Origin of the sequence: Paenibacillus sp. HGF5 (assembly GCF_000204455.1) — a bacterium.
In the GTDB taxonomy this organism is placed as follows: Bacteria; Bacillota; Bacilli; order Paenibacillales; family Paenibacillaceae; genus Paenibacillus_AQ; species Paenibacillus_AQ lautus_A.
On the sequence record NZ_AEXS01000119.1, the window covers coordinates 107,960 to 129,102 of the forward strand.

The following is a 21,143-nucleotide window of genomic DNA, read 5'->3' on the forward strand; positions in this document are numbered from 1 at the left end:
CTGCCAGATCGAATCTAAAGGAAAAGGGAAAAAGACTAGCATGATCAGCGATTCTGATCATACCAGCCTTTTATAGTTCGTCTCTTTTATATGAGTGAGGGTACACCATATGTTCCTACTGCGTCCTACTCCTTCTTGTTATTGCTTACATAACTCCATCGTTTACTCCACAGCCCCCGTCGCGCCGATCCGAAGGTCAACCTCTACGTGAAATTGAGCTCGGGCAAGCTCTTCGCCCCAGTTATCCTGGGCGGCCTTGTATAACGGATAATGATATGCTCTTGCATACAGGCCGAATCCTACCGGGTCAATTTTGTGCTTCTGAAATTTATCGATGAGCTTCTCGATGCTTTTCTTCATTTCCTTGCTTAAATTACTCGCCATTTCCTCGGAATTCTCCAGAAGCTCATATTCAAGAAACTTTTCCGTAATGCTGATAAACGAGTTTATCTTAATGTAGTAATGGAACCTGCCATCTTCATGGGAAGACTTAACCTTCACCGAGATGTCCCCTATGCTAAAACTCACCAAATCGGTGTTAAAAGGCAATCGTTCCCGCACCCCCTCAACAGGAAAAGTGAGGCTGACTCCTGGTTTAGCTTCTTTTTTTAAAATTTGCAGAAGCGAAGTTTCTTGATAGCTAAGGGAATCCCGGTACTGTCCTTCTTGAGATAGCAGCGTCGTGCCCTTGAGCAAAATCTTTCCATTCTCGATCATGATCTCCGAGATAGCAGGGGTTATTGCACGGTCATGAAATTGTCTATGCATCTCTTGAGCCGTCGTCTTTACCGTTGTTGACCTCCTGCTTCCCGAATCGATCAGCGCTCTTAAAAACACGGAGGTTGTTGGCTGATCCATTGCTTGAAAATTAATGACATCGGCAACGGGACCGTCATAAGCAATGATGCGGTTGGTAGTCGTATTGCGTGGGTCGCGGAACGTAACATCGAGCACTTTAAACCAATCCTTATATTGAAGCAGCTTCTTCCCCACAACGATCACCTGAAAATTACGGCCGGCAACCGCTCCTGGAAACTGGGCGTCTTCCTGGTTTCTTGCCTGTCTTAAACCTTCTGCTATTCCTTCCCCCTCACGGCTTTTCTTCTTAATATCTCTGCTAAATACCGGCGCGGACAAATAATAACGAAGCTTCCCGTCTTTGACATCCAGACCGAGGGCTAAAGGTACGGTTGCATCTTCAAGATTGGTTTTGTCATTACTGCAGCCTATCAGGGCAAGCAGCAGCATGCAGCCCATAACCGCAGCAGAGAATGGTTTAACCCATCTCATGAGCGTCTCCCCCCTCTTACCTTTTTGGTCATGGCCACATACATAAGAAGGCATACAGGCAAAGCAAATTCCATCACAAAACCCGTGAGGTTTAGGAAGTTATTAACTCGAGCGACATCGATAAAGCTTGGCCTATAGATGAAAAAACTAACCGCAACTGCGAAACACCAAACGGCTAGGTGACCTCTTTCTTTGTCTTTCCCCAATAGCCATGCCGAGTTCATGGAGACAAGATGCATGGAAGGGATCCATATGCAAGAGAACACAAACAAATAGAATGCAATAAAGGGAACTTCTATCCGCTCAATAAACCGAAGTTCGATCGACTTCATGATGCTGATGACCGGTTCATTGAATTCGCCGATTTCATCAGGACTGAAGTACACATAACACACAAGGGTGATTCCCAGGTAAACCAGGCAGGTGAGCGTGTTCGAAATCACCATGGCCGTCAAAGCTTTTTCTTTTTTAACGAGATGAGGGTAAATAAAGAACGCGAGCCCGATACCCAGCATCGGGTAGAACATGATTTTTACGGTTGAAAGCACCGGAAACCAGCCCTCTTTTAAGACAGGCAGCAAATAAAGCCAGCGGGCATGGCGCAGTGTAGTTAAATAAACGAATGGAATCCATATGGAGATAAGCGCCACGATTTCGCTATATCTGCCGATTGCTTGGAACCCATGCTGCGCAATTTGAAACGTAGGAATGAGCAGCAGCAGCACTAGAACATAGATATACGTGCTGGGCAATAACCAAAGCTTGATAACAAGTGAAGCAATCATAAAACCGTCATAAGCCAGTAACAAATAATAGGCCATAAATATGAAAGCAGCTATTTTAGCTGCCCAGACTCCCATATACCGCTGTATCAACTCTAGTATCGAACCGTCTGGACTATTTTTCATCACCTTAACGAGCGCTACGGATGCCAATGTTGCCATTCCCCAGCCAAAAAAAATCGCGATCCAACCATCCGTTCCCGCTTGTCTGGCCAGTTCTCTAGGAAGGGATAAAAATGCAACGCTGATTTGAAAAGCCGAAACCATCAGCGTAAATTGAAGCATGGATACCTGACGAATGGTCTTCATCTGTTATTGTTTCTCCTTCCAGCCTCGGGTCCTTCCTTGCCGTTTTGCTTGTATTGCTCTTGTACTTGTGGGACGGTTGCTCATCAGCCATAGCGGAAGGCGCAGAAGGGTGTCCTTCCAGTCTGCAGCTTTAAACGGAGCAATCGGCGTACTGTAGGAGGTATTAAGCGAGTTAAGCGTGATGAGTCTCCCCATGATCGTCATCATGCCCACAATCAGGCCAATGAAGCCGAACCAAGTCGCAAGAACCATGATCATGAATCGCATGAGACGGACGGCAGCCAACATATCTTGATTAGGAATAATGAAAGAAGAGATAGCCGTGAAAGCAACTACGATCACCATGACATTGCTGATCAGTCCTGCTTGCACCACAGCCTGTCCGATCACGATACCGCCGACGATCCCCACCGTCTGCCCAATAGGCGCAGGAAGCCGAACCCCCGCTTCCCTCAGCATCTCAAGCGTGATTTCCATAATGATCGCTTCCACGAATGGGGGAAACGGAACTTGCCCCCGTGATTCGCCAAGTGTTAGCAGCAGTTTCATGGGGATGATTTCAAAGTGATAAGAGATGACCGAAATGAAAAAACCAGGTAAAAAAATAGCGATAAAAAATGCAAAGATTCGCAAAATTCGAAGGAACGACGATATGGACCAACGAGAGCTGTAATCATCCACCGTCTGAAAAAAAGACATAAAAGTTGCAGGCGCCACCAAAACACTGGGCGAACCGTCCACAACAACGACGCAGCGTCCTTGCAAAATATGTGATGCGGCCGTATCCGGCCTTTCGGTCGTCAGGATCTGCGGAAGCAGCGCAAGAGGCTGGTCTTCAATGAATTCGGCTAGCTCACCGGTATTAATAATGGCATCGACATCGATGGATTGAATGCGTTCCTCGAATACCTTAATAATTTCCGGTTGAGCGACATCTTCCAAATAAATTAACGTAACCGCCGTTTGTCCCCTTCTTCCAACGATGTAGCGCCTTAACTTCAACTCCTTGTCTGGGATATAACGACGGATCATGGCAATATTTTGTGAGCCGATTTCAATGAATCCTTGATGCGCCCCTTTGAGTGAGGGCTCCTGCTGCGGATCTTCGATCGCGCGTGTAGGCAGTCCTTTGGTGTCCAGTATATACGCGACGCCGCGACCTTCGATGAACAACACGCTGTTACCGAGCATAAGGCTCAGCCTCAGTTTAGTCCATAAGGATTCAGGCTTAACATATCCTACATTTGTAATAAAGTCATCGGACGGGTTCCCGGACTCAAGCTGAAGCGGAGCAAGAATATCGTGATTGAGGCATGTCTTATCGGTCAATTCCTCCATATACACGATTGCCGCTTTTTCCCCGGTTTGTTTAATGGTTAGTTTTCGTACGATCAGGTCGGGAGTATCCGTGAACATGTCTTGGATTCTGCCTATGGACTCGGTTAGACACGGAGTAATTTGTTCCTCTTGCTCATGGTTGGCAGAATGTTCCTTCATCATGTTAGGCTCCCTTCCTCACTGGATGTTTTTCCTTATTATGTTGATTTTGGACACGGTTATGCATTCCCGCCAGGTTCATAACCCGTTACGATACGGGTATACTTCGAACTTGGCCAGGATTAAGCAATTAGGCATCGCTTGGAGTCAAATCAAAAAGGCGGATTGGACAAAAGTCATCCAGGTCCGCCTTAAGTTTTTCTTTGTGTTTGAATTCTTCACCAAAAGCCCGTGTTCAGGGAATGAAAACCTATGCGGCACGTAGCCTCGTGCCTTCAAGATCTGCTGTTTCTTCCATAAACGAAATATAACGTAATGGACGACATGATCATCAGTATCACCGAATAAACCAAGGTCAACGCTTTGGTATCCGCGAGCGCCTGCGCATCCGTGCTGTTCTTGATGACGATTCCTAACGGCTGGTACAAAGGATGATAGAGGAACACGGTAACGTCATAATCGGCCAAAATTCCGTTGAAATTCAAGGCAAGCACAGCTAGCGTCGACGGTAGAATGATCGGCAGCAATACTTTTCTGAACGTATAGAACGGTTTAGCACCCAAATTCCTTGCAGCATCTTCCAGATTGCTGTCCAAGCTGAAGAAGGAGGCCTTGACCATTCGCAGGGTGAAAGGAATATGGATGATGACATAGGCAATCAGAAGCATCCAGATCGTGCCAACCAACACCGTATTCCCGATCATCAGCTTCGGCGTGTTAAAGGTCACGATCAGTCCGATCGCAATCAGCGTCGACGGCAGAATCCACGGAATCAGCAATGCGTATTCCAGGGCAAGCGCCCACTTGTTCTTATATTTATGCAATATCCTTGACGCGGCCAGCGCCAATGCGACGACAATGACCGAGGCTGCCGCGGCATATAGAATACTCACAAGATAAGGCTTGAATGCCGACATGGATGAAAACACTTGAATGTAATTATCCAACGTGAAGCTGTTTAAATTCAACGTGGCGGTAGAGATACTTGCCGCATCGGTGAACGAAAAGATGATGATCAGCACAACCGGAACGATGTAGAGGACAAACAGGCTGTAAGCCAGAATATGAGCGGCTATGTTACCGGATTTGCTGCGGATTTTTTGTTTGACCAGCTCCGATTTGACTTTGGAGACCGACATGAAGTTGCCTTTTCGTTCGAACCGGATCATCACGGTCAACAACACCAGCGTGGCTACTCCGAGAATAAGCGCCAGCAGTGCAGCCAAATCTCTTGACGTCATGCTTTTCGAGAACGTCAGAATCATCGGCGTAATCGTCTGGAATTCCTTCCCCCCGAGAATAAGCGGCGCGGACGTCGCAGCCAGGCCAGTGAGAAAAGTCAGGATCGTCAACGCATAGATCGTAGGCTTCAGGACCGGAAGTACGACCCGCCTTAAGATATACCAAGTAGACGCCCCCATATTTCTCGCGGCTTCCACCGTTTGGAAGTCGATTTTGCGAATCGCATTGCTCAGGAACAGGAAGTGGTTCGACGTGCATGCGAACGTCATGACGAATAAAACCGCCCAGTAGCCATGAAACCATGTCGTATTAAAAGAAGGGAACCATTGAGCCAGGAGCTTGGTCATAAACCCTTCTTCGCCATAAACGAATTTATAGCCGGACACCAGCACGACTCCGCTGTAAATCAAGGTCGTAAAATAACCCAGCCGCAAAAATCTCGCGCCTTTGATATCGAAATATTCCGAAATCAAAACCAGCGTTATACCCACCACATTTACCGTAACGACAAGGGAAAAGGCGAGAATAAAGCTGTTATATAAACTTCTCATCGCGCGCTCGGAAGAAAACAGCTTCTCTGCCGCTTCGAGCGTAAATTTGCCGTCCTTAAAGAAAATTTCGCCGTAAATATTCAAGTTCGGATAAATCAGGAAGGCAATGACAAACCAGGCAATCAACCCGTATAAAAGGATCGAAACAGGGTTTACGGAAGCCAGCCGGGCGCTCAGGTTCCGGGCATTCATGCTTCCCCCTCCTTCATCGGGTATTGCAAAATATCGCGGACCGGGAGGTAGATGTCCACATCGTCGCCGACCTCATGATGGACGAGCCGGCTTTCGATTTCGATGGTCTTTAGCCGTCCGCCGCCGGCAATCTCCAATACGTACTTGCTGTATAAACCGTAAAACTCCCGGTCCGCGATCTTGCCTTTCAGTTCGACCGTATCGATCCCCTGCAGGGGCAGCAGGCTTACCTTTTCATTGCGGATATAGGCGATATTCCCTGGCTGAACAACATCGTTCAACCGGCTGTTCTCCACCATCCGCGGATCGATCCGATTAATATCTCCTATGAAATTGCATACAAACTCCGTTTGCGATTGATTGTAAACTTCCAAGGGCGTTCCCACTTGCTCCAGGACCCCATGATTGAATACTCCAATCCGGTCGGACAGCGTTAATGCTTCTTCCTGGTCGTGCGTGACATAAATCGTTGTGATCCCGAATTTCTTCTGCAGTTGTTTCAGCTCGTTGCGCAGCTGCACCCGCAGCTTGGCGTCCAAGTTGGATAAAGGTTCGTCCAATACCAAGATGCTCGGCTTCAAAACCAGCGCCCTGGCAATCGCGACGCGTTGCTGCTGTCCTCCGGATAGCTCCGATACCTTCTTGAACAGCTGATCATCTTTCAAATCAACCTTCCGGGCAATGTCCTTTACCTTCTGGTCCACTTCCGCCTTGGAAAACTTCTTGACTCGCAAGCCGAAAGCGATATTCTCATACACATTCATCGTTGGAAACAATGCATAGCTTTGAAATACCATCCCGATCTCTCTTTTTTCGATCGGCAAACGGGTAATGTCGGCGTCTTTCAGCAGGATCTGTCCGCTCGTAGGCATAATAAACCCGACCAGACTGCGGAGGGTCGTCGTCTTCCCACAACCGGAGGGACCGAGGAACGTGAAGAATTCCCCTTCCCGAATATGCAAATTAAGGTTTTTGACCGCATGAAATTCTCCGAATTTAATGTCAACGTTCTGGAATGTAATCATATTTATTGCATAATCTCCAATTCGATTTTCTCCGCCCACAGATCCATGTTTTCGGCAATAAAGGCCCAATCGAAATCTTGAGGTTTTAACGAAGTAAACAGCTCCTTGACAGACTCATTGGCTTGCTCGACCGCTTTCGTATTTGCCGGCATGGCATTGAACTCAGCCGCAAATTCCCCTTGGACTTCGCTGGATCCGAGCCATTCCACGAACCGCTCCGCCGTTGCCTGCTTCTTCGTTCCGTTTACGATCGCCGCATGCTCCACGACCATTGGTACGCCGATTTCCGGGCTGACAATGCCTGCTTTCACGCTATATTGCTCTTCCTTCTGCTGCAGGGTTCCGGAGACGAGCGCTCCTAGCGGCGTTTTACTACTGGCCAAATTGGCATAGAAGTCTTCGCCCTCGACTGCGCTGACTCCGTTGTCATACAATTGCTGAATTTCATTCCAGCCCTCCTCGGATACGCCCAGATCGCCGTTCGGATCTTGGAAACGGGTCAGAATGCCCGCTACAACAAGGCGAGGCGTATTTTGTCCAAGCAGCGTAGGAGCTTCGTATTTCCCTTTATAAGCATCGTTCTTATAAAGGTCCGTCCAGTCCTTTGGCGCAGTATCGGCCGAGAATTCGTTCGGGTTATAACCAAGCAGAATCGCTTGCTTCACAAGCCCATGATAGTAGCCTTCCGGATCGTTCAAGCCCTGCTCAACATCTCCCGCCCAGCTTGGAACAAACTTAGCCAGAGCGTCTTCCTTTTTCAAATTCTCATAAAGCATATTGTTCAAGCCGTATACAACGTCCGCGATCGGGTTGTTCTTCTCGGCAATCAACCGGTTCGTCAGGTCGGCGCCGCCCGCTCCGACAATTTCGATGTCAAAGCCCGCACCCTTCGCTTTCTCAATCAGCCATTCACCGCGGCCGTCGGAGTTTGCATTGGTGTACACGATCAGCTTTTCATTCTGGGCTGGTTCATTTGATGACGATTCCGACGGAGCCGGTGTCCCCTCCGAAGTGCCCGTGTTAGCATTGCCGGCATTGTTGCCGCCTCCGCAAGCCGAAACAATCACACACATAATGAGAAGTAGCGCCATTGAAAGTTTTCTCATGATTTCCTTAACTCTCCTTTGATCGTGTCATTTTGTTTGGTTTAAATGTTGATGATCAACCCGTCATATGCCGGTAAAATTCCGGCGGGGCTGAAGATGCGGACAAAATCCTCATGTAGCAGCTTGGAATTATGGCTAAAATGTGTGACGACGATTTGGCCTTCGGGCTTCAGGATATTTTCTTTTTGGAACTCGCGCTGGACTTCCAGCACCGTTTCCACGCACATATGATTGCGGTCGCGGGAGTTCCCCGTATATCCATGCGTGCAGTCGAGAATGGCGCAATCCAGGCTTTTGCCCTTTAACCACGCCCATGTCGCATCCGGGAACCAGCCCGAATCATGCCCGTACAGCAGTTTTTTTCCTTCCTTTTCGATCACGTATAATAGACAGGTTTCCATCCGGTCATGATCGGCCAACAATGGCGTTACCGTTGCATCGCCCATAGCGAAGGTCTCATACGGGCGCAACAGATGGAATTGATACCTTTGTCCTTCAAAGCGGCCGATGGCGGCACGCGTGTGGTGCATCACGGTACCATTCCCATAAATGTGCAGCGGGTGCTGGAGGCCGTGCGCAATCCCTTCCCTGCGGCATTCCAGATCAGCGGCATTGAAATGGTCCATATGCGAATGCGTGACCAACAGGTGCTCGATTGCTCCCAGATCGATATTGTCCCGCAGCGCCTGCATATAGGAATCCGGGGAATAGTCAAACTTGATGACATCGTCCAGGATGGCGGAAGTTCGTGTGCGGATATTTTTTCCCCCAAGCTCCCGCGCTTTGTTGCAATGCTCGCAGCGGCAAAATGCATTGGGGAAGCCCTCTGCGGCTGCGGTTCCTAGAAAGTGAATTTTCAAAGTCATGTCTCCTTGCCATGCAAACTGTAGTGATCCATTTTACGTCCAGGACTGAACGGATTGCCGTTCTACTATCGATGTTTGAATTTTAATGGTGATGGGATTCTCGTTGGAGTTGCCAACGCGCTTCATCAGCAAATCAACGGCCGATCGGGCAAGCTTCTCGGTGTCTTGTCGAACCGTCGTAAGCGGTGTCGGAATATATGCCGCTAACTGGATATCGGAAAACCCGACGATGGACAGCTTTTCAGGAACCGGAATCCCCATTTGCAGTGCGGTGTGAATGGTCGAGATGGCGACATGGTCATCCCCGCACATGATGGCCGTCATCCGGGGGTTATCCTGAATAAACCGCTCCTGTTCCGGATCGAGCTCATTAATGCGGCTGGTATCGCAAGTGACGCTTCGAAAATGAATGTTCTGGATCTTCACCGGAATTTTATGATCGAGCAGCGCTTGGATATAGCCTTGATACCGTTCCTTCCGGCTTGTGATATTGTCGATCGGGTTCGAAGTGTATCCGACCTCCCGGTGCCCCTTCTCGATCAAATACTTGGTCATTTGATAAGAGCCCATATAATGGTCGTGATACACGCAATCGATCTCCACTTCATGGAAAATACGATCGATAATCACCAGCGGCAGTTTGCAAAGCTTTAGTCGCAGCACCTGATCGCTGCAGGTCTTCCGCCCCTGAGGAAACAGAATGATGCCGGTGATCCCTCCTTCGGCCAGCCTTTCCAGACAAAGATCCTCATCGTCGCGGTCCTTCGTCATTTTTAAAATGAGGTCGCACCCGTGCTTTCGCACTTCAGCCTCGGCGGCGGCGATGATTCTGGAAGTGTAATCGGATAGATGAGGCATAATGAGTGCGATCTGTCCGAACGGCCTCTCTACGTTCGGCGCCGCCTCGGTGACCTGGGGTGAAGTTCCTCCATCGGCCAGCAATCCATCTTGCGGCTGGGCAAGGAAGGTCCCTCTGCGGGGCAGGCGGTACACCAGTCCCTGCTCTGCCAGCTTTTGAAGCGCCAGCTTGCTCGTCATCCGACTTACGCCGAATAACTTGGCAAGCTCTCCTTCGGATGGAACAGGATCATGCGGCCGCAGCCGACGACTCTGAATAATCTCGATTACCTGATCAGCCACCCGGTGATATAATTGATTCTGTTTCATCAAACGTGCATCTTTCATCAAATTATCCCTCTAATCGTTGAGTCGACTCGTATCCACAAGGGATCTAATTTGAAGTTAATTTATGTCACTGACATATTCAATGATATCTATGTAAAAGTCTCGTAAATTCTATGTTAAATCGTAAAGCCGCTCACCTGAATCAAATATTCCATATCAGTGATTTATTCTGGAACAGAAGAAAAGCGTCCCGCAAGCCTTGAAAAAAGACTTGTGGGACGCTTTGGGTTATTGTGGCCGGGTAAATTCCGCCCGGTCACAATTTCCGATAAAAAACAAAAAGCCTTGATTTCTCTAGGGTTTTTCTTCGTATGGAGCCTGAGGGGATCGAACCCCTGACCTCATCGCTGCCAGCGATGGAAATGTAGGCCGTGATTTATTGACAACATGCCCAGGTGCATGAATTGATTCCTGTTGATTTCTTTTACCAGGTCAGGGTTTACATCTACTGCCTTGGCATTGGTCAATGAAACGGCGAGTAATAGCAAAAACAAGACCAGTCCAACTGCTGACCATTTAAGGGACTGCTTGTTAAACTTGGCAATCTGATCATTCTCCTCTTCAACTCAGAATGTTCCGGCGAAAAATTCGCAGTGGTCAAAAACCGGCTGGGACGACTCGCACTTCGATCCAACAGTTTTATGATCGTATACCCCTATTCCTTTACCTCTTCGGTATCGATATGCGAAATGACTGCGGCTTCGCATGACAGCTCCTGATCTTCCCGCATTTTACGATAGGCGCACACAGTATGGGGTTAAACCGCTGCAGAATGAGCAATAGGGTCATGATCACGTTCTCCGGCTGCCTTCAAAAGGCTATATGACCCATCCTCTAAGTATCAAAATGTATCCTACCCCACAAAAATGTTCCGTTCACACAAAAAAGTGCGTACTTTTCACCAATTAGTCAGGGTGATAACCTTACATACAGAACGATCGATCCACAATTAATTGAGCGACACACGGTCGTTAAAAAATCATAGGTGAGGTGCTAAGAAATGAAGGAATATCAACTTATTTTGAAAGAGAAGAAAATCGTTTGGGGAGAAACCATAGATATTGAACAGTTCATTGATAACAAACCAGTCAATTCCATCAGACAGGGCGAAAACTCGAACATGGATTGGAATTTGCCTGCAGGCGTATATCGAGCCAAAGAAATTGTTATCGAACTCGATAAAATGCTTGAGGCCATGCTGGTTCAGCTGGGCAAACCAGTAAACAGCGATCCGACAGTACTCTTAGATAGCCTGCTAGCCAATCTGGCGATTTCCGGAAACCTGTCTTCTTTGCCCTTAAAATCATTGGAACTTGAAGATCATGCCGGTACAGAGATTAGAGCTCAAGCGGTACGCATCGGAGAACAATTGGTAAGCTGGTCCAGAGAAATCAATGCTGAGAAAAAGACATTGGCTGAGTATGGGAAAGAAACGCTTAGTGAACTGGAATTTCGAAGCCACTGTTATGGTCATCCGCTGACCCCGGAAGCCACTGCTCAGGTTTGGGGACCATTCGGCGGACCAAGGATTATGCAGATTTATAATGAATACTTACACCAATTCGTTTTACTTCGGGATGCCTTGTTGCCATTTGCTAATTGGGAAGAGGTTCCCTTTGAGGTCAAGGAATATAGAGAATTCAAAGGATTGCGCTTTCTGGAGCCATCCCGAGAAGTATTCTTAACGCAACTGTTCAAGAAAAAATTGACACATAAATCGATCATCCAATATGCACAAAGTGTGGTTAGCTCAGGGCTCGAAAAGGCCGGTTACGGCTTCCAATATCGTTTAGGTACCGTTTTGCCGGCTGGTTTGGGTGAGTCTGCCCGTACGGCATCCCGCTATCTCCTGAGATGGCATCCAGTACAAACGATACAGGTAGTTGATGGAGAAGGTTTGACTGCGGTCTCCTTCGATTATGAATATGAAGATTATTATTCCGCGCCCCGTACGGAGGCAGGAAAAGGAACACCGGCAGACGATAAATTGCTTCCTGAGTATGGGGAGGATTACGATGAACCATCGATTGCCAGGTTGCTGCCAAATACAATTACAGATCGAACGACTCTACAGTTCAGTATCGAGATGAAAGGCAGCGAGTTTGCAGTAGATCTTGGTCAGCTTTTTAGGGGGCAGCGCTTTTTATATCGGCCACAGATAAACAGCAATGCTGGGAGCGAATTTATAAAGCGCGAATACCTCCACTGGCACCCTGCTGAAGACATTCTCTCGCACTCCGGATTAGTCACCAATGTAGATGGCATCCATTTCATTCCGACTGGCAAAAATGAACTTGTCCTACGGGCTTTACTAGGTAAACTCTATCCCGAAAATGTAGTTTTATTGGATAAAGGAGATCAGGAGGAACTGGAAGCGGCTTATGTTTCCGGCAAAGGCTTCGGTACGCAATTTCTAGTGCTGTAAGTCGTGAAATGAAATCCGCCGACATTTTGGATAGAAAGGGAGAACCTATTTTGACCAGACAACAAAAGTTTTTGACAATGAATTTATTTTTATTGACCTTTATTCTAGGGACCAGTGAATTTTTGATGGTCGGATTATTATCTGAAATTGCCACAGATATGAAAATCGCCATATCGACTGCAGGCTTTCTGGTGACGGCTTTTGCGCTTACCTTTGCTATAGGGACCCCGGTCTTCACAGCATTATTCAGCCGATTTTCCAAATTCCCGCTCATCCTTGTCTTGCTCAGTATATTTATTGTGGGGAATATCGTTACGGCTTTATCAGGATCATATGGCCTGCTTCTGGTGTCCAGAATAATCACGGCCGTGGTTACCGGCGTCTTGATTGCACTCGCGATGTCAGTGGCAAGTGAAGTCATGCCTCCAGAAAAAAGAGGGCCGGTGATCTCTATCATCTTTACTGGTTTCACTGTGGCGAGCGTCCTTGGCGTACCCCTTGGCACTTTTATCGGGCAATGGGGCGGGTGGCATTTGGCCTACTGGTTTACCACAGTGTTAGGAATCATTTCTTTGATAGCAAGCATCGCAACCATTCCTAGAGGACTAAAGGGAAAACACAGTTCACTCACAAAACAACTCAGATTGCTCGCTTACCCCAGAATTGTGCTTGCTTTTGCCATTATGATGTTAAGCATAGCAGCTACTTATAGCATCTATACGTATTTAGCTCCTTTGCTTCAGGATGTGCTTTTTGTTCCGGCCCGTTATATTAGTCTCATCTTTTTACTGTATGGTGTTGTGTCTATTTTCAGCACGCTAATCGGAGGAAAGCTGGCTGTCGGCGACGGGATGAGAAAAATTCGCTATGTGCTTCTGGCTCAAGCCGTCATCTTGGTGTCACTTTATTTTACTTCCGGCTCTCTTGTTGGGGGACTGGTCAGCATCTCATTCATGGCTCTCGTTGTTTATCTTATGAACTCGACGATGCAGTTGTACTTCATTGATTATGCCGATGAGCATGTTCCGGAGGCAAGAGATTTGGCTTCATCCTTAACCTCCGTCGCCAACAATGTTGGCATTGCGATCGGATCCGCTTTAGGTGGAATTATCACTACGAACATGAAGCTTATTGATCTTTCCTGGTCTGGTGGGATTGTGGCCGTACTCGCGGCAGTGTTGGCATGGGTCAACTATCGTTTGAAGCAAGGAACTGTCAGTACGACTAAAGAGAATAATGCACTGCATGAGCAATACCAAGGAAATATATAATTAAGACATATAAAAGCAGGAGGTAATTGGGAAAAGTACCTCCTGCTTTTCGAGTGACAAGAGCAGCCCGATCAAGGCAAGATTAATGTTAAATGGACAGATTGTAGCTTTTTTATGCATTCTTGTGATTTGTGTACAATACTTCATCGGGAAAGCTTTCGATATAGTCGGTTCCAAAATCGCATAACATCGTGAGCATAGGGGCCAGTTGTTCGCCTAGCCGAGACAAGCAATATTCCACTTTTGGCGGTGAAGCTGGATAAACCTTGCGAATAATAAGTCCGTCGCTTTCTAGCATTCTTAGCTGCATCGTAACCATGCGTTGGGTTGCTTCAGGAAGTTCCCGTCGCAGCTCATTGTACCGTACTGGACCTTTTGCTAAGCGGTTTAAAATGGATATCTTCCATTTCCCACTGATTAAGCCGAGTACAATAATTACAGACCATTCATTCCATATATTATCTTCAAACAGCTCAATTCTTGTCAAGAATTTCTGGATCGATTAGTATAAAATTAATAAAGGAGGTCATCTTATGCCGCGAACAGGACGTCCACGTACATTTAATCGTGACGAGGCGGTTGCCGCCGCCATGATTCTTTTCTGGGAATATGGCTTTGAATCCACTTCACTGGCTCAGTTAAAGGCCGCAATGGGAGATATATCATCTGCAAGTTTCTACGCAGCGTTTAAGTCAAAAGAAGAACTGTTCCGTGAAGTGATTGATCGCTACATATCGATGTATGGACATGCTTCGGAAACTTTCAAAAATACAAACATAACGTCGAGAGCAGCCATGGAAATGGGATTGCTAGAAGCAGCTCGGTTCCAGACAGAGAACACTCACCCTTTAGGTTGTCTGTTGGTTTTGTCCACAGTTAACTGTTCTCCTGAGCAACAACATATCCAAGACCTTCTGTCAAAGGAAAGAAAGAGAGTCCGGGGGTGGATCAAAGATTGTATAGAACGAGCCATAACCAACGGGGAGTTGCCAGGATCCACGGATATCTCCATGGTGATTACGTTATTTGAAACCTTCTTACGAGGGATTTCTACACAAGCCCGAGACGGTGTTCCATATGAGGAAATTGCAGCTGCCATAACTCATTTGATGAGCGTATGGGATTCGTTATCTGTTGAACACGATATTAGGGAGGATTGATTGAGCATACAAATTACTCAATAAGTGGCATCGATGCCCATATTCAATTTATTGTTTTTTAGTTTGGTCGTCGTTATTACTTTGTTGAAGGAACAGCATAATCCTTTTTTATCACGGAACAAAGGCTGAGATAGCCTCTGAGATAAGACTCGAGAAGAAATCCTCATTCCCCTTCCCTTTCCCTTATCCCCTAAAACAAAAAAAACCGAGCAAATGTCAGGAAATAATCCTGGATCTGCTCAGCTGTAATATTACCTTATTTGCTTTAATACAAATTTGGTTTAAATCGAAGTGAGTATATTTTTTGACTCACAGTCAGGTAGAAATTGCTTTCATCTCCCTTGGCAAGCAGGTTAACGGCCGTTCCAGCCCAACCGGCGCTTTGCACTTCTGGAACTCAGCCATTAACTTGAACATTCCCTCCAAGATATTCAAGGCTATATATATCGGAGATTTTTTCCAGCACACGCTGCGCATGTTCTGTAAATTTCAAGTCCGCAATCCGATCTTTGAACAGAAACACGCCGGTCTCATTGCTGTTTTTGCCCAGAGCTCCCTCATATAATAGGTTGGCTCCATGAGTAGGCGGAGAGGAAAAAAACTTCATAAACAGTTCAAACCCTGCGGTCAGTCCGGAATCTTTTCCTTTTCTTAGCGTATTGTTAATGCCTGGGTCAACGCTGCGGATCTTAATGCCTTCCTTTCCAAGCTGCGGTGCGACGGCTTGGGTCCACAACGAAAGAGCCAGCTTTGAAGTCGCATAGGGTCCATACATTTTGCGGAAGTTTTTGGGATGCTCCAATTTTTCGATCGTAAACTCCTTCGTAAATCTAAACACCTGCGAGGAAGTGTTAATCACGGTTTTTAAGCTGCCGTTCTTCAACAGCTCCTTCAATTCCATCAGAACAATAAAAGGAACGACCGTCAACAATTCATAATGCAATTCGCGGCCTTGTTTGGAATAGCGCAGCTCACTTAAGCCTCCTCCGGCGTTGTTAAACAAAATATCGATCCGCTGTTCCTTGCCTTTGATTTCTTCCAAAGCGTGCCTCAAGCTGCCATAATCGGTGAGATCCTTCACTTTATAGGCCCGGAGCCGTCCGTCCTTGAGATGTTTTTGGAGGAATCTATCGTCCGCTGGAAAATCCGACCGGTTCAAAGCAACCACCTGCCAGTTCTCCGACAGCATTTTCCGGGTCAACGCCAATCCGATCCCGTTACTTGCGCCTGTAATCAGTGCAATATGTTCTCGTTGGTTCTTACTCAATGCATGTCCTCCTTCATTCAGAATTTCATTGGTTTATGTGTTTATCAGTCGGAGTCGGGCAGGAGAATCAGTTTGCCGTGGGCACCCCCGCTCTGGCTGATTTGAACAGCTGAACGCCATTCATCGAGTTCGAAAGTCTTCGCGACCGGAATCGTGAACTTGCCGTCCGCTGCGTACCCGGCAAAGTCGCCGACAACGTCATAACGTGCGGTATGTAGTTCTCCATAGCTCGTGCGAACGCCAAGTTCAGCGGCTGCGGCGAAATCGCTGACGGTTAGGACATGCTGGGGATGCCCGTTGACGATTTCGACCAGATCTTTCAATGAACCGCTGTTTGGCGCCGTATCCAGGGCGAGGTCAACCGGCTGTTTCGCCAGTTCGGTCACTCGTTCGACCATTCCATCACCGTACGAGGTCACCAACGCCCCCATGGAGCGGAGCTTGTCGGCGTAGGTGGGCCCAGCGGTTGCGATCACACGGGCACCGCGCATGAGGGCAATTTGAACGGCGGCGAACCCTACCGTGGTGCCGGCTCCGTGCACGAGGACGGTCTGACCCGATTTCACCCCAAGAGTATCAATGCCACGGTAAGCGGTTTCGACTGCCATTGGCAACGCTGCAGCTTGAACAAAGTCGAGTCCGGCCGGCATGCGGAACCAGTAGTACATAATCGCTTGATCCGACGCACCGGCGCTCGATCCATTCATGAAATCTGCCCCACCCAGAACGGAATCGCCGATGGCAACATCGGTTACGCCCTCTCCGATTGCGTCTACAATACCGGCCACGTCCAGCCCGATTCCGCGAGGCAAGGGCAATTGACCGACAAAATGGCCTTGGCACGTCACCCAGTCAACCGGATTTAAGCCGCAAGCGCGTACTCTCACGCGAATGCGTCCCGGCCCTGGCTCTGGGATCGCCACCTCATCCAAGCATAAGACATCCGTTGGTTCTCCGTATTCGTGGAATCGGATGGTCCGCATGGTAGTCTCCATTGTGATCTCCCCTCCATTTTGCTCTGATAAAATCGCGTTCTCTGTGATTTCGAACGGTCTTCCAAGGAAAACAAAGAAATCCTAAACTATAAAGTTCACTAGAAGGCAAGGGGGTCATGAGGGGAACCTATCCCCCCTGTCCTCGCTTTAATAGTCAGGTGTGCTCGAACTGAGGAGCTTAAATCTGGGAGCCGCCTCCATCGACAGGGAACTCAGCCCCGGTGGTATAGGTGGCCTCAAATGCTAGAAATGCAACAGCCTTGGCTACCTCAACTGGATCGCCTAAACGCAGCATTGGAATCTGCTGTCTCATCTGTGCCTTTGTCTGCTCGGCAGCTTCTTCCGGCATTGCCTTTTCCATGATGCCTGTGTCAATAACGCCGGGACTGACTGCGTTGACGCGAATATTTCGAGGTAATAATTCGCGCGCCAGACCTCGAGTCATGGAGCGCAGCGCCGCCTTACTAGCTGCGTAAGCACTGAGCATTGGGAGACCCACTACGTTCACGATTGAGGTGGTAAGGACTACCCCGCTACCTGAACCAAGCAGCGGAGCGAGTTTCTGCACGGTAAAGTACGGTCCTTTGGCATTGATTGTAAGTATCTCGTCGTACTTTTCTTCTGTCATTGCTTCGAAAGGGACAAACCCCGTGACACCAGCGTTAACGAACAGGGCATCTACGGTTCCAAATTCAGCCTCCACTCGATCGGCTAATGCGGCGATATCCTTCAATGAGGCGGCATCGCTTAAAACCGCGATCGCGTGGCTTCCGAGTTGTTCACGAGCCGCATCCAGCGTCGCCTGAGTACGTCCAGTAATCAGAACGTGTGCGCCTTCATCCACTAGCAGCTTCGCCGTCGCAAGGCCGATTCCGCTGCTGCCTCCCGTGATCACGACCTTTTTTCCAGAAAATTTGCCCTTACTGAATGATTCCATTTAAATCGTCCTCCCTTTGTATAATCCGTAATCGGATGATTAGGTACAGGAGCGATTATACATCAGTAAATTTAATAAGTAAACAAAATTAATTAAATTAGTTCATTTAATTAATTTCATACATAAAAGTCAGCAAATTTGTTATAATGTGTTTTATAGGCATCAAAGGGAGGTACTTATCCGTGAGAAAAGCTGTGAGTGTAGATACCTATGTGGAAAAAATAAAACCCATTATAAGAAAAACAAAATTCAGCCAACTGAAAGTCGACGATCTCGCAAAATATATGGATATCAGCAAAGTGACACTTTATAAGCATTTCTCCTCCAAAGACGACATCATCGAACAAGTCGTGGATTATTACATTGATTATTCGAAGAAGGCTGACACCGTTGTGAAAGACGATTCCCTCTCTTTTTTGGATCGTTTTCAATTAACATTTTTACAATCTTTAATGTGTGCCGCGTATATCTCTGATTTGTTCTTGCAAGATCTGAAGGAATTTTATCCACAGCATTTTGAGAATCTGTCCGTTGCCCTACAGAATCGGAATAAAAGCTTACAAACTTTTTTTGAATCCGGTATGGAGCAACAGATTTTCAACAGATTGAATGCCGTGTTGTTTATGGTTCAAGATGACGCTGTTCTGCGACGCTTTATCGAGCCGTCATTTTCGATTCAGTATGATATCACTGTGAAACAAGCGATTATGGATTTCTACTACATGAAGCAGTATCAATTGCTCAAATCTGAATATCTGAAGATGATTGACGACTCCGATATGGAAAGGAAGATCGTTCATATTTTGCAAGCCATTTCGTAAGTGAAGCATCCATATTCGATTCCGGCGTAAATAAAGCGTTAGTTGACCCCTTGAAATCGAAAAAGCGACAGCCATGGACGAGAAAATAATGTCCTAGGCTTTCGCTTTTTCATTCAACGTTAATGTTACCCGTTCAGCGCAATTATTCGTCGTACCCTAGAATCATTTGGTCCAGCGGCGTGCCGGCAAGCACCATTGGGTACACATTCTCATTGGTCGGGATGACGAACTCGACGAGCACAGGTCCTGTCGTCTGCAGCGCTTCTAACCAGACCTTGGAGGCTTCATCCTTGTTCGTTGCCCTTAATCCCTTGATCCCGTATGCTTCCGCTAGCTTGACGAAGTCCGGACTGCCGGACAGATCAATCTGGCTGTAGCGTCGCTCGTACATCAATTCCTGCTGCTGCTTAACCATGCCGAGCACCTGGTTGTTCAAGACCACGATCTTGACCGGAATCTGATGAATCGCGCAGATCGCCATCTCCTGCGCGCACATCTGCATGCCCCCGTCGCCGTTGATCGAGACGACGAGACGATCTGGATTTCCGACTTTAGCGCCGATCGCGGCCGGGAAGCCAAAGCCCATCGTGCCAAGACCGCCCGACGTGATGAGCGAGCGAGGATGCTTGAAGCGGTAAAACTGTGCGGTCCACATTTGGTGCTGGCCTACATCGGTGGTGATGATTGCCTCTCCTTGCGTCGTCTCGCTAATCATCTCGAGCACATATTGCGGCTTAATGACTGTATCCGAATCGGTATACCGAAGCGGATGCTGCACCTTATACTCTTGAAGCTGCTCATGCCAGGTGCCCGTCTGGGCTGCTTGCGCTTTCGTGTTCGCATAAGCCAGCACGTTTTTAATATCGCCGATGCATGCGAGATCTGTCTTGACGTTCTTGCCGATTTCCGCAGGATCGATATCGATATGGGCGATACGTTTGGCCTGAGGCGCAAACCCGTCCAGCTTCATCGTGACCCGGTCATCGAAACGCGAGCCGATCGAAATAATGAGATCCGCATTCTGTACCGCCATGTTCGCCGCATATACGCCATGATGTCCGAGCATGCCCAGCCACATCTCGTCATCGCTCGGAAACCCGCCGAGGCCGAGCAGAGTCGTCGCGACCGGAATTCGCGTAGTGTGGACGAACTTGATCAGCTCCTGCGAGGAGTTCGAATAGACAACGCCGCCGCCTGCGATAATAACCGGCTTGCGCGCTTCGGCAATCGCCTGAAGCAGCGCATCCATTTCTGCCGGATTCGGTTCCGGAGCTCCATGGTATCCGCGCAACCGAACCGTGTCCGCTGAACGATATGCCATCCGCTGATTGGTCACGTCTTTTGGAATATCGATCAAGACAGGACCTTTGCGGCCCGTATTTGCAATGTAGAACGCTTCATGAATGATGCGAGGAAGGTCGTGTACATCGCGAACCATGTAGCTGTGCTTCGTAATCGGCATCGTGATGCTAATAATGTCCGCTTCCTGAAAAGCATCCGTGCCCATGACATTCGTAGATACGTTCCCGGTTATGATCACCAGCGGCACCGAATCCATATAGGCGGTTGCAATCCCGGTCACCAGATTTGTTGCTCCTGGACCGGATGTCGCGATGCATACCCCAACCTTCCCCGTCGACCTAGCATAGCCGTCCGCCGCGTGGATCGCGCCTTGTTCGTGCCGGGTCAAGATATGCTTGAAATCCGGCTGATGTACCATCGCGTCATAGATATAGAGCACATTTCCTCCAGGATAACCGAATACGCACTCTACGCCTTCCTGCAGCAAGCCGCGCAAAAGCACCTCCGAACCGGTGATATATTCCTCTGATGGCGTCGTTGTTTCATTCTTCATTCCTAATTTCTGTTCCACTTGGGCAGCCTCCTTTGCAAAATAAAACCCCCTCTCCTCCTGAGCAAACTGACAGCGGTCAGCTCATACAGGGACGAAAGGGGATTTTTTCGCGGTACCACCCAAGTTCGCTGCTACCCTCGCGAATGCAGCCTCATGAGGTAAGGCCGATGCCTTACCTGCGGCGCGTTAACGAGCACCATTTCGGTTAAGCCTACTTGCGGGTACGGAAAGAGACCAGCCGCGCTTTCGGTTAACAGCTCCGAGACGACACCATACAAAGGGTTAAGGCAAAGGTTTCAGCGTTTCCTCTGCTCTCTGGGCATAACCGCCCTTGCCGGCTTTCTCTTCATCGCCTGTTGGTATTAAA

The 21,143-nt window shown here is 48.0% G+C and carries 17 protein-coding genes; 4 read left to right on the forward strand and 13 right to left on the reverse strand.

Features of this window, described 5'->3' with window-relative positions:
- Positions 1 to 162: 162 nt before the first annotated feature.
- The 8 genes from HMPREF9412_RS18815 to HMPREF9412_RS18855 all read right to left on the reverse strand — a co-directional run bounded on the left by HMPREF9412_RS18815 (position 163) and on the right by HMPREF9412_RS18855 (position 10,045).
- Positions 163 to 1,290 carry a Ger(x)C family spore germination protein gene (locus tag HMPREF9412_RS18815; RefSeq protein WP_009593245.1) on the reverse strand — a complete coding sequence of 376 codons (1,128 nt, stop codon included), beginning with the start codon at positions 1,288 to 1,290 and terminating at the stop codon, positions 163 to 165.
- Positions 1,287 to 2,381, reverse strand: coding sequence for a GerAB/ArcD/ProY family transporter (locus HMPREF9412_RS18820; protein WP_009593271.1), 1,095 nt, complete (start codon positions 2,379 to 2,381; stop codon positions 1,287 to 1,289). Before HMPREF9412_RS18820 ends, HMPREF9412_RS18815 begins: the two co-directional genes overlap by 4 nt.
- Before the next feature lie 3 nt (positions 2,382 to 2,384).
- On the reverse strand, positions 2,385 to 3,881 hold the full coding sequence (locus HMPREF9412_RS18825; RefSeq protein WP_009593295.1) for a spore germination protein: 1,497 nt from the start codon (positions 3,879 to 3,881) through the stop codon (positions 2,385 to 2,387).
- 272 nt (positions 3,882 to 4,153) lie between these two features.
- A complete protein-coding gene (locus HMPREF9412_RS18835; protein WP_009593290.1) occupies positions 4,154 to 5,863 on the reverse strand; it encodes an ABC transporter permease in 1,710 nt (569 codons plus the stop codon).
- A complete protein-coding gene (locus HMPREF9412_RS18840) occupies positions 5,860 to 6,888 on the reverse strand; it encodes an ABC transporter ATP-binding protein (RefSeq protein WP_009593289.1) in 1,029 nt (342 codons plus the stop codon). The genes HMPREF9412_RS18835 and HMPREF9412_RS18840 overlap by 4 nt, the downstream gene beginning before the upstream one ends.
- A 2-nt stretch (positions 6,889 to 6,890) precedes the next feature.
- Positions 6,891 to 7,994, reverse strand: a complete 1,104-nt coding sequence (locus HMPREF9412_RS18845; RefSeq protein ID WP_036672716.1) for an extracellular solute-binding protein — start codon at positions 7,992 to 7,994, stop codon at positions 6,891 to 6,893.
- Between the two features lie 41 nt (positions 7,995 to 8,035).
- On the reverse strand, positions 8,036 to 8,854 hold the full coding sequence (locus HMPREF9412_RS18850) for an MBL fold metallo-hydrolase (protein WP_009593210.1): 819 nt from the start codon (positions 8,852 to 8,854) through the stop codon (positions 8,036 to 8,038).
- Positions 8,855 to 8,893: 39 nt separating this feature from the next.
- Positions 8,894 to 10,045 (reverse strand): GntR family transcriptional regulator, encoded by a 1,152-nt coding sequence (locus HMPREF9412_RS18855; protein ID WP_009593227.1) that lies wholly within the window; start codon positions 10,043 to 10,045, stop codon positions 8,894 to 8,896.
- A 1,000-nt stretch (positions 10,046 to 11,045) separates the two neighbouring features.
- Here HMPREF9412_RS18855 and HMPREF9412_RS18860 point away from each other — a divergent pair.
- Positions 11,046 to 12,470 (forward strand): hypothetical protein, encoded by a 1,425-nt coding sequence (locus HMPREF9412_RS18860; protein ID WP_009593249.1) that lies wholly within the window; start codon positions 11,046 to 11,048, stop codon positions 12,468 to 12,470.
- Positions 12,471 to 12,520: 50 nt separating this feature from the next.
- Entirely contained in the window at positions 12,521 to 13,741 is a 1,221-nt protein-coding gene (locus HMPREF9412_RS18865; protein WP_009593213.1) for an MFS transporter, read from the forward strand.
- A 112-nt stretch (positions 13,742 to 13,853) separates the two neighbouring features.
- Here HMPREF9412_RS18865 and HMPREF9412_RS32135 read toward each other — a convergent pair whose 3' ends face one another.
- A complete protein-coding gene (locus HMPREF9412_RS32135) occupies positions 13,854 to 14,228 on the reverse strand; it encodes a winged helix-turn-helix transcriptional regulator (RefSeq protein WP_254664072.1) in 375 nt (124 codons plus the stop codon).
- 46 nt (positions 14,229 to 14,274) lie between these two features.
- Here HMPREF9412_RS32135 and HMPREF9412_RS18870 point away from each other — a divergent pair, with 46 nt between their 5' ends.
- The gene (locus tag HMPREF9412_RS18870; protein ID WP_009593242.1) at positions 14,275 to 14,901 is read left to right on the forward strand and encodes a TetR/AcrR family transcriptional regulator; all 627 of its coding nucleotides are present in this window, start codon (positions 14,275 to 14,277) and stop codon (positions 14,899 to 14,901) included.
- Positions 14,902 to 15,298: 397 nt separating this feature from the next.
- On the opposite strand, the gene HMPREF9412_RS18875 is transcribed toward HMPREF9412_RS18870, so the two are convergent.
- The 3 genes from HMPREF9412_RS18875 to HMPREF9412_RS18885 all read right to left on the reverse strand — a co-directional run bounded on the left by HMPREF9412_RS18875 (position 15,299) and on the right by HMPREF9412_RS18885 (position 18,100).
- Complete coding sequence (locus HMPREF9412_RS18875; protein WP_009593284.1) at positions 15,299 to 16,168, reverse strand: SDR family NAD(P)-dependent oxidoreductase; 870 nt, start codon at positions 16,166 to 16,168, stop codon at positions 15,299 to 15,301.
- Between the two features lie 44 nt (positions 16,169 to 16,212).
- Positions 16,213 to 17,163 carry an NADP-dependent oxidoreductase gene (locus HMPREF9412_RS18880; protein WP_009593278.1) on the reverse strand — a complete coding sequence of 317 codons (951 nt, stop codon included), beginning with the start codon at positions 17,161 to 17,163 and terminating at the stop codon, positions 16,213 to 16,215.
- Positions 17,164 to 17,341: 178 nt separating this feature from the next.
- Positions 17,342 to 18,100, reverse strand: a complete 759-nt coding sequence (locus tag HMPREF9412_RS18885) for an SDR family oxidoreductase (RefSeq protein ID WP_009593248.1) — start codon at positions 18,098 to 18,100, stop codon at positions 17,342 to 17,344.
- Between the two features lie 182 nt (positions 18,101 to 18,282).
- Here HMPREF9412_RS18885 and HMPREF9412_RS18890 point away from each other — a divergent pair, with 182 nt between their 5' ends.
- On the forward strand, positions 18,283 to 18,921 hold the full coding sequence (locus tag HMPREF9412_RS18890) for a TetR/AcrR family transcriptional regulator (RefSeq protein WP_009593252.1): 639 nt from the start codon (positions 18,283 to 18,285) through the stop codon (positions 18,919 to 18,921).
- A gap of 142 nt (positions 18,922 to 19,063) precedes the next feature.
- Here the strand turns inward: HMPREF9412_RS18890 and ilvB are convergent, their stop codons facing one another.
- Complete coding sequence (gene ilvB / locus HMPREF9412_RS18895; protein WP_036672728.1) at positions 19,064 to 20,776, reverse strand: biosynthetic-type acetolactate synthase large subunit; 1,713 nt, start codon at positions 20,774 to 20,776, stop codon at positions 19,064 to 19,066.
- Positions 20,777 to 21,143 lie beyond the last annotated feature (367 nt).

Bases quoted from the DNA above. Each gene is read 5' to 3' on its own strand.
- HMPREF9412_RS18815 (WP_009593245.1), bottom strand. From the start codon at position 1,290: ATGAGATGGGTTAAACCATTCTCTGCTGCGGTTATGGGCTGCATGCTG.
- HMPREF9412_RS18820 (WP_009593271.1), bottom strand. From the start codon at position 2,381: ATGAAGACCATTCGTCAGGTATCCATGCTTCAATTTACGCTGATGGTT.
- HMPREF9412_RS18825 (WP_009593295.1), bottom strand. From the start codon at position 3,881: ATGATGAAGGAACATTCTGCCAACCATGAGCAAGAGGAACAAATTACT.
- HMPREF9412_RS18835 (WP_009593290.1), bottom strand. From the start codon at position 5,863: ATGAATGCCCGGAACCTGAGCGCCCGGCTGGCTTCCGTAAACCCTGTT.
- HMPREF9412_RS18840 (WP_009593289.1), bottom strand. From the start codon at position 6,888: ATGATTACATTCCAGAACGTTGACATTAAATTCGGAGAATTTCATGCG.
- HMPREF9412_RS18845 (WP_036672716.1), bottom strand. From the start codon at position 7,994: ATGAGAAAACTTTCAATGGCGCTACTTCTCATTATGTGTGTGATTGTT.
- HMPREF9412_RS18855 (WP_009593227.1), bottom strand. From the start codon at position 10,045: ATGAAAGATGCACGTTTGATGAAACAGAATCAATTATATCACCGGGTG.
- HMPREF9412_RS18860 (WP_009593249.1), top strand. From the start codon at position 11,046: ATGAAGGAATATCAACTTATTTTGAAAGAGAAGAAAATCGTTTGGGGA.
- HMPREF9412_RS18870 (WP_009593242.1), top strand. From the start codon at position 14,275: ATGCCGCGAACAGGACGTCCACGTACATTTAATCGTGACGAGGCGGTT.
- HMPREF9412_RS18880 (WP_009593278.1), bottom strand. From the start codon at position 17,163: ATGGAGACTACCATGCGGACCATCCGATTCCACGAATACGGAGAACCA.
- HMPREF9412_RS18885 (WP_009593248.1), bottom strand. From the start codon at position 18,100: ATGGAATCATTCAGTAAGGGCAAATTTTCTGGAAAAAAGGTCGTGATC.
- ilvB (WP_036672728.1), bottom strand. From the start codon at position 20,776: ATGAAGAATGAAACAACGACGCCATCAGAGGAATATATCACCGGTTCG.